This window comes from Bacillus hominis (assembly GCF_018332515.1).
GTDB classification, from domain to species: domain Bacteria; phylum Bacillota; class Bacilli; order Bacillales; family Bacillaceae_G; genus Bacillus_A; species Bacillus_A hominis.
Genome location: NZ_BOQD01000360.1, coordinates 1 through 7,576 on the forward strand (window position 1 = coordinate 1; position 7,576 = coordinate 7,576).

Here is a 7,576-nt window from a genome sequence, read left to right on the forward strand (position 1 = left end):
GTACAGTTTGGTACTCTTCGATTAAATATATAAGGTCACGACTTTCATCTGCAGTATAATGACGGTTGTTCAATCGGCTATTCATATATTTTAGTAAATAATTAAATTCAAAGTGGAATAAGGAAAATATTTGTTGCAGAGTATCTTATTGCCAAACCTTTCGTTATATTCATCTAATTTATGTTTTAAATATACAAATGCTTTTTCTTTGACTAAAACCATTTTGTTAACCCCTATATAATATTTTATTATATAAATAATCGTAATCAAATGTTAACATTTTTATAATGTAATTTAAAGATTTTTGTAATACCTAATAGTGTATTATTGTAAAAAGGAGGTGTTTAAATGAGTGTAACTGTATTTTTTGTCGGACTAATTGTGGCAATAACAATTGCTGAGTGTACAGTGCCGACGATTGACGCTATTTTTAATCGTATAGGTTGAAGTAAATATATGTACAGAAGGGAGTTGTTTTTGCTTTTTTTATAGTTACTTAATAATGTTGGTGTAGATTTGCATAGTATAATTAAGTAATTGGAAGAATAATGAAACTTCATTGTGCATGTTAACAGAATAAAAATTTTGATGAGAAGAAAACTAATCTATGGTTACTATTAAATTTTATAAAGTTGAAAATGTATATTTTTGTTGAATCTATTAATAGAGTGGAGTGTTATATGTGCTAGTAAAGTTTATTCATATAAAAAATGGAGAAGAGCAAACTCTCCTTCCTAATAATTTATTAACAATTCCAGGAACTGGAGATATTATTGAGAGTCCAGTTCCTGGTGGAGATATATACAAAGTTGAATCGGTTGTTCATCAGAATATTTTTAATTCTCCCGGTGAACACTCAATAGTTGTGAATCTAATTAAATTGTAAAAAAAGCGTTCCTTACAGAATGCTTTTTTATAAGAGATTATGTGCTTAGTATTCCATATAATTAGAATTATATGGAAACACATGGATGGAACGTTTGTTTTCTCGCATTATGTTTTAGAGGTGATAATTTATGGATAATAAGAAATGGGGAAATAGAGATTGGTTTTGGTTGGTAGGAGTATTAGTCACAGTAATAATTTTATTAGTAGCTGGATTTTATAATAGTAATACAATAGAATTGAATTTTTCTATAATTTCTAGCGCTGTGTCAATTGCATTAGCCCTGGTGGCTATCTTTATTGCACTTAAACAGGACAGCGATAACCAACGAGTAAATGATCGACTATCTCGTTTATTAAATGAAATATCCATTAATGTAAGAAATGTAGATGCTAAAGTGGATAGAATTGATCCAGGAGTATTACATAGTGTTACGGAGGGGGTTATTGAAGGATATAATCAAGATAGTAAAGAGAAAGAATCATTTACAAAAGAAGAAGTTGATGAAATTATTAAGAATGTTAGTGAAGAGATCACTTCAAATATTAACAACCTTCTAAATGAGAATCCTCTTAAGGATAAAACTTTACTTCTTACTAACCCCAGTCATAATCAGCTTCGTAAAATTATTAAAAGCAATATTGGTGCATCAGGACCTAAGCTACAATCAATAATAGAGAAGGAAATGGGCATTTCATTTCCGATGAGTTATATAGTACAAGTTAGACATGAACTTATGCATTCAGTAGCAAATTAGAGAATTCGATTTAAGCACTTAATTATTTAAGTGCTTTTATTTTTAAAATATGAGGGAGTAGATTTCTAATTACACTAGTTTAATTACTAGAAAAATTCTTCACACCAAACATCCTTCTTCCTTACATTGCTATACTTTAGTGATACGATAACTCTCAAATTCCGTTATATTAATCAAAAAAAATTGATGAATAAGTTGCATAAAGAACTCCCCAGCATATATACTATAAATATCAAAAAAAGTTGATGAAGGGAAGTGAACTACAGTGGCACAAGATTTTCAGCTCTATGAGAAAAAATTTAAAGCGTTGGCTGATCAGAAGCGTTTAGAGATTATGTATGAACTTTGTCAGCGAGGCCAGACTTGTGTATGTGATTTAACTGAAGTTTTTGAAATGACGCAATCTAAGTTGTCATATCATTTGAAGATTTTATTAGATGCAGGTTTAATTGTAAAAGAAACAAAAGGTACGTGGAGTTATTATGATTTAAATGATGCGGAAGTGAATAACTTATTATCAGAAGAATTGTGCTGTATCTTTAGAAAAACAGGCAAAGGTAGTTGCTGTTAAAATTTCGGTTTATTAATCAAAAAAAATTGATTAATAACATGTAAAGAGGAGGAATAAGGTATGAGATATGTTCACGTTGGTATAAACGTTACGAATTTAGAGAAGTCTATTGAATTCTACGAAAAGGTATTTGGTGTGTCACCAGTCAAGGTGAAAGTGGATTATGCAAAATTTTTATTAGAAATCCCAGGTCTTAATTTCACGCTGAACGTACGAGATGAAGTGAATGGAAATCAGGTGAATCATTTTGGTTTCCAAGTGGATACAGCCGAAGAAATTACATTACATAAAGAAAGATTAGAAAAAGAAGGTTTCTTTGCGCGTGATGAGATGGATGCTACTTGTTGCTATGCAGTGCAAGATAAGTTTTGGGTAACGGATCCTGATGGGAACGAGTGGGAATTCTTTTATACAAAAGCAGATAGTGATGTTCATAAAATGGAAGAGTCATCTTGTTGCACGACTTCCAATGAAGTAGCTAAAAATTCTTGTTGTTAATGGGAGATGGAAAATAAAATGAAGCGTTTATCTTTTCTAGACCGATATTTAACACTATGGATCTTTCTAGCGATGGCTGTTGGGATTGGTTTAGGGTTTGTGTTTCCTAGTGTAGTAGACGGACTAAATGCATTACAAGTTGGAACGACGTCTATTCCACTTGCTGTTGGTTTAATTATAATGATGTATCCACCATTAGCGAAAGTTCGCTATGAGGAAATGGGCCGAGTATTTAAAGATGTAAAAGTGTTAGTTCTATCTTTAGTACAAAACTGGATTATTGGTCCGGTACTTATGTTTGTTTTAGCAATTATTTTTCTTCCTGATAAACCAGAATATATGGTCGGACTTATTATGATTGGCTTAGCACGTTGTATTGCAATGGTAATTGTTTGGAACGATCTCGCAGATGGCGATAAAGAATATGCAGCAGGTTTAGTTGCTTTTAATTCGGTATTCCAAATGTTATTCTTCTCAGTTTATGCATACGTGTTCGTAACAGTAATTCCGGAATGGTTAGGGATTGAAGGGGCTATTGTAGATATTACAATGGTAGAGGTAGCGAAATCAGTCTTTATCTATTTAGGGATTCCTTTTCTTGCAGGTATGCTGACACGCTTTGTACTAGTAAAGCTAAAAGGAAGACAGTGGTATGAAAAGGTGTTTATACCTAAGATTAGTCCACTTACGCTAATTGCATTGCTATTTACGATCATCGTTATGTTCTCTTTAAAAGGGGAAATGATTATTAGCGTACCATTTGATGTAGTAAGAATAGCAATTCCGTTATTCATTTATTTTATTGTGATGTTTTTCGTTTCTTTCTTTATGGGAAAAAAAATTGGTGCAAATTATCCTGTGACGACAACGTTAGCATTTACAGCAGGTAGCAATAATTTTGAGTTAGCGATTGCTGTAGCAGTTGGTGTGTTTGGCATTAACTCAGGCGCAGCATTTGCAGCTGTTATCGGACCTTTAGTCGAAGTACCTGTAATGATTGCCCTTGTAAATGTTGCTTTTTGGTTTAAACGTAAATATTTTAATGATCAACCAGTATAATTAAAAAACAAAGGTGGAAAACAACATGGAAAACAAAAAGACAATTTACTTTTTATGCACAGGAAATTCATGCCGAAGCCAAATGGCAGAAGCCTGGGGTAAACAATATTTAGGCGATAAGTGGAATGTATATTCTGCAGGAATCGAAGCACATGGAGTGAATCCAAATGCTATTAAAGCAATGAATGAAGTAAATATCGATATAACAAATCAAACATCAGATATGATTGATTCAAGCATTTTAAATAATGCCGATTTAGTCGTTACTCTTTGTAGTCACGCAGATTCTGTCTGTCCTTCGACACCTCCGCAAGTGAATCGTGTTCATTGGGGATTTGATGATCCAGCAGGAAAAGAGTGGTCTGAATTTCAACGTGTTCGTGATGAAATCGGTGAACGTATAAAGCGATTTTCTGAAACAGGTGAGTAAATAAAGGAAAGAGCTAATCTTCTATTGTATAGGAGATTGGCTCTTTTTTACTATATTTCTCATATAAAGTTATATTCTCCACCTACAGTTTGTAAATAACCGATAAGGTATACATGTGTAGGTTTTTTGAACGAGCTGGCAGTTTAGCTAAAGAAGGAAAACCTATAGTAAGCATAGAAAAAGATTAACGACTTGAAATTCTTATGAGGTGAAAGTGATGGTAATAAAACAAGACGAAATGAAATTAGTAGTTGGAGCTGGAGCATTTAATAACAATCCAGGCTGGATTCAAACGAAAGAAGATGAGCTGAACTTATTAGTTGAAACGACATGGGAAGGAAGATTTGAACATAACTCCATTTCAGCTATTTTAGCTGAGCATGTATGGGAGCATCTTACTTTTGAAGAAGGGGTAAAAGCAGCTGAAGTTTGCTATAAATTTTTAAAACCATCAGGCCATATTCGGTGCGGCGTCCCTGATGCATTTTTCCAAGATGAAACATATCAAAACATAGTTCAAGTAGGCGGACCTGGACCGAAAGACCATCCAGCTGCAAGCCATAAAATCGTTCATAATTATAAAACATTAACGGAAATGTTTGAAACTGCTGGATTTGAAGTAGTTTTACTTGAGTATTGCGATGAAAATGGGCAATTTTATTACAACGAATGGGATGCAAGCGATGGTGTTATCTTCCGTTCAAAAAGATATGATTCTAGAAATCAAGGAAATAAACTTGGTTTTCCATCGTTAATTGTTGATGCGATTAAACGGTAAGTCATTCAACTAACGCATGTATTAGTCCTATAAGTTCATGAGTCGCAAATGCGGCTTTTTTGTTTGGGACGTAATAATTAATGGGGCTAGATTGTCAGAAAAAATATCTTCAAAAAACATAGAACAACTAAAGAGATTAACCAGTATTGTCATGAAGGAATACGATAGAATTGGGCTCTCGACGTGCCTAAAAATGATACTAAATAAGTCAGAGTAGAAAGAATGTCTTCATTGTTAATTTGTAGATAACATTTATTCTCCTAATTGGGGATTCAAAAAAGAAACTATATGAGGTGTCCAAAAATGAAAATACAAATTGTATTGTTTGACGGTTTCGGAGAACTTGTCTCTTTCGCGCCGTTTGAGGTACTCAAAAGAGCGATAGAAGAAGGGGCTCCATTTACGATTGAATTCGTTTCGAGTGAAGCAAAACAAGAAGTTACTACTTCATTTGGAGTTACGGTTAAACTAAATGATTTTTTACGAATGGATAATCGTCCAGATCTGTTAATTGTACCTGGTGGTGGATGGAATCATAAAGCTGAACATGGGGCACGAAAGCAAGCAGAGCTTGGAAACCTGACAAAAATGATTAGAGAGATGCACAATGCAGGAACGATCGTTGTTGGCGTTTGTACTGGAGGGATGTTACTAGCTGCATCCGGTATATTGAATGGTCGAAAGGCGACGATGCATCATTTGGCGCAGAATGAAATCAGTGAATATGGGGCAGAGCTTCTTCGTTACAGAATTGTGGATCAAGGGAATATTATCACTGCAAGAGGAGTCACTTCAGGACTTGATTTGGGACTTTGGATTACGGAAAGGTTCGCAAGCGCCAAAATTGCAGCTGCCGTTGAATATAGAATGGAATACGAGAGGCGAGGTGTTGTTTGGGGTTAATTTGAATTCTTTTTATTGGTAAGTAGAGAAAGAGCCAACTCGTGTGAGTAGGCTCTTTCGTTTATATACGACTTTACAATTGTTTTCTTATTTTCTTTGGAACTTTTTTTTCGGAAATTATCTCATAAGAATAAACATATCTGTTTTTTATATGTATTTCTCCTTTGTTATCATTACATCTTGAAAACAAGGTTAATTATAGACAGAAGTTCTTATGAAAAACGAAAAAGGATTCTTAAGTTTTTTAATGGTTTTTGGGGGAGAAGTTATGAGTTTCTATATAAAAAATATTTTAACCAAAATTTGTATAAAAACTCTAAAAGAGAACGAATGTTCTTTGTGTTAGGATTGATGACCTTGTGTGATTATTATTTGCGTAGATCTCCGTAACTTTTATGTAATTGTTTCATATATTAAAAAAAACTCGATTCGCAGTATATAAGATTGAAAATCCAATTACGTATACAATATAACAAGTTTAGCCTTACAATACGTTGCACCGGAAGATCTTCATCAATATAGTACCGACGAATTTTTCATGGATATGACCGCAAGTATGCGTATAATTACGGGTAATCTTATAAGCTTTCTTTGAAATTCGAACGAGAAATATATGGATTTCTGTATCTGACGTTTGAAAAACCTATGGTAAAGGGGAGAGAGGGAGTGCTTATAAGGTATGCCCTTTAAGACAAACTATTTTTACAGAGCTTATTCAAATCTTAAGGATTCTTAAGGATTTCACTCCAGTTTCTTCAGGTTTGAATTTTAAACTATAGTAGTAAATTCAAACTATTGGAGTGATTAAATATGAAGCCTCTGTCTTTTTTATCTCAATATATAGCTAATCCAAGAAACGTCGGTGCAGTACTTCCAAGTTCAAAGTTTCTTGCAGATAAAATGGTGGAAAGCATCAATTTTAAGGAAGCTAAATATATTGTTGAATATGGGCCAGGTACGGGTGTATTCACTAATAAATTACTTGAAAAACGAAATTCGAATACTACTCTTTTATTAGTGGAAAATAATAAAGAATTTTATTTATTATTGAAAGAAAAATTTGAAAAAGAGAAAAATGTTTTCATTGTATTAGGGTCTGCGGAAAATATTGACGAGTATCTACAGGGCTATTGCATTCCTTATGCAGACTATATTGTTTCGGGTCTTCCTTTTTCTAGTTTGCCATTAAATGTTTCAAAAAAAATTTTATTAACTACTACCAAAATTTTAAAAGAGGGTGGAAATTTTATTACCTTTCAATATACTAAATTTAAAAAGAGTTTTCTTAATCAGTTTTTTAATAGAATAGATGTGAAAAGGGAGCTTAGAAATGTACCACCAGCTTATATTTTTAGCTGTTCAATCCCAAAAAATAGTGGGGAATAAGAAGGAAACAGAAATGATTATGAAACGGCAATATGAGGTACTGTCACATCGCTGAGCTATTTATAAAGCAAAAAACGTTATCCTTTCTAAATAAGTTAAATTAGAGAAGATGACGTTTTTAATAACTTTACTGATTCAATATGGCTGTTTTTTAGTAATAGATATTTTTATTATATTAAGCACTTGGCATCGGCGTTGGAGTACCGTTTATTTCTAAAGGGGATGCTCCGTTTTGTTTCATTAAAACAGCTTGGAAAGCGATATCTACACACTCAGCGTGATTCATCGCATGTGAATTCCATGTAATT

Annotated in this window: 9 protein-coding genes and 2 pseudogenes; 10 read left to right on the plus strand and 1 reads right to left on the minus strand. The window is 33.1% G+C overall.

The features are described 5' to 3' along the window. The first annotated feature begins 682 nt into the window (after positions 1-682). The 10 genes and pseudogenes from KI356_RS24705 (at position 683) to KI356_RS24745 (ending at position 7,268) form a co-directional block, all read left to right on the plus strand. Positions 683-886 carry a hypothetical protein gene (locus KI356_RS24705; protein WP_212936750.1) on the plus strand — a complete coding sequence of 68 codons (204 nt, stop codon included), beginning with the start codon at positions 683-685 and terminating at the stop codon, positions 884-886. A 130-nt stretch (positions 887-1,016) separates the two neighbouring features. Beyond that, positions 1,017-1,643 (plus strand): hypothetical protein, encoded by a 627-nt coding sequence (locus KI356_RS24710; RefSeq protein WP_212936751.1) that lies wholly within the window; start codon positions 1,017-1,019, stop codon positions 1,641-1,643. A 265-nt stretch (positions 1,644-1,908) separates the two neighbouring features. Further along, positions 1,909-2,214, plus strand: coding sequence for an arsenical resistance operon transcriptional regulator ArsR (gene arsR, locus KI356_RS24715; protein ID WP_000046018.1), 306 nt, complete (start codon positions 1,909-1,911; stop codon positions 2,212-2,214). A 60-nt stretch (positions 2,215-2,274) separates the two neighbouring features. Continuing rightward, positions 2,275-2,712, plus strand: a complete 438-nt coding sequence (locus KI356_RS24720; RefSeq protein WP_212936752.1) for an ArsI/CadI family heavy metal resistance metalloenzyme — start codon at positions 2,275-2,277, stop codon at positions 2,710-2,712. A gap of 18 nt (positions 2,713-2,730) precedes the next feature. Further along, the gene (arsB, locus tag KI356_RS24725) at positions 2,731-3,771 is read left to right on the plus strand and encodes an ACR3 family arsenite efflux transporter (protein WP_212936753.1); all 1,041 of its coding nucleotides are present in this window, start codon (positions 2,731-2,733) and stop codon (positions 3,769-3,771) included. Positions 3,772-3,796: 25 nt separating this feature from the next. Continuing rightward, positions 3,797-4,201, plus strand: a complete 405-nt coding sequence (arsC, locus tag KI356_RS24730; protein WP_212936754.1) for an arsenate reductase (thioredoxin) — start codon at positions 3,797-3,799, stop codon at positions 4,199-4,201. 217 nt (positions 4,202-4,418) lie between these two features. Beyond that, positions 4,419-4,979, plus strand: coding sequence for a class I SAM-dependent methyltransferase (locus KI356_RS24735; protein WP_212936755.1), 561 nt, complete (start codon positions 4,419-4,421; stop codon positions 4,977-4,979). A 303-nt stretch (positions 4,980-5,282) separates the two neighbouring features. Next, on the plus strand, positions 5,283-5,882 hold the full coding sequence (locus KI356_RS24740; RefSeq protein ID WP_212936756.1) for a DJ-1/PfpI family protein: 600 nt from the start codon (positions 5,283-5,285) through the stop codon (positions 5,880-5,882). A gap of 469 nt (positions 5,883-6,351) precedes the next feature. Further along, a pseudogene (locus KI356_RS28890) lies at positions 6,352-6,497 on the plus strand (Y-family DNA polymerase); the annotation flags it as partial. Positions 6,498-6,692: 195 nt separating this feature from the next. Beyond that, entirely contained in the window at positions 6,693-7,268 is a 576-nt protein-coding gene (locus KI356_RS24745; protein WP_212936757.1) for a class I SAM-dependent methyltransferase, read from the plus strand. Between the two features lie 175 nt (positions 7,269-7,443). Here KI356_RS24745 and KI356_RS28770 read toward each other — a convergent pair. Continuing rightward, positions 7,444-7,576: pseudogene (locus KI356_RS28770) on the minus strand (PCYCGC domain-containing protein); the annotation flags it as partial.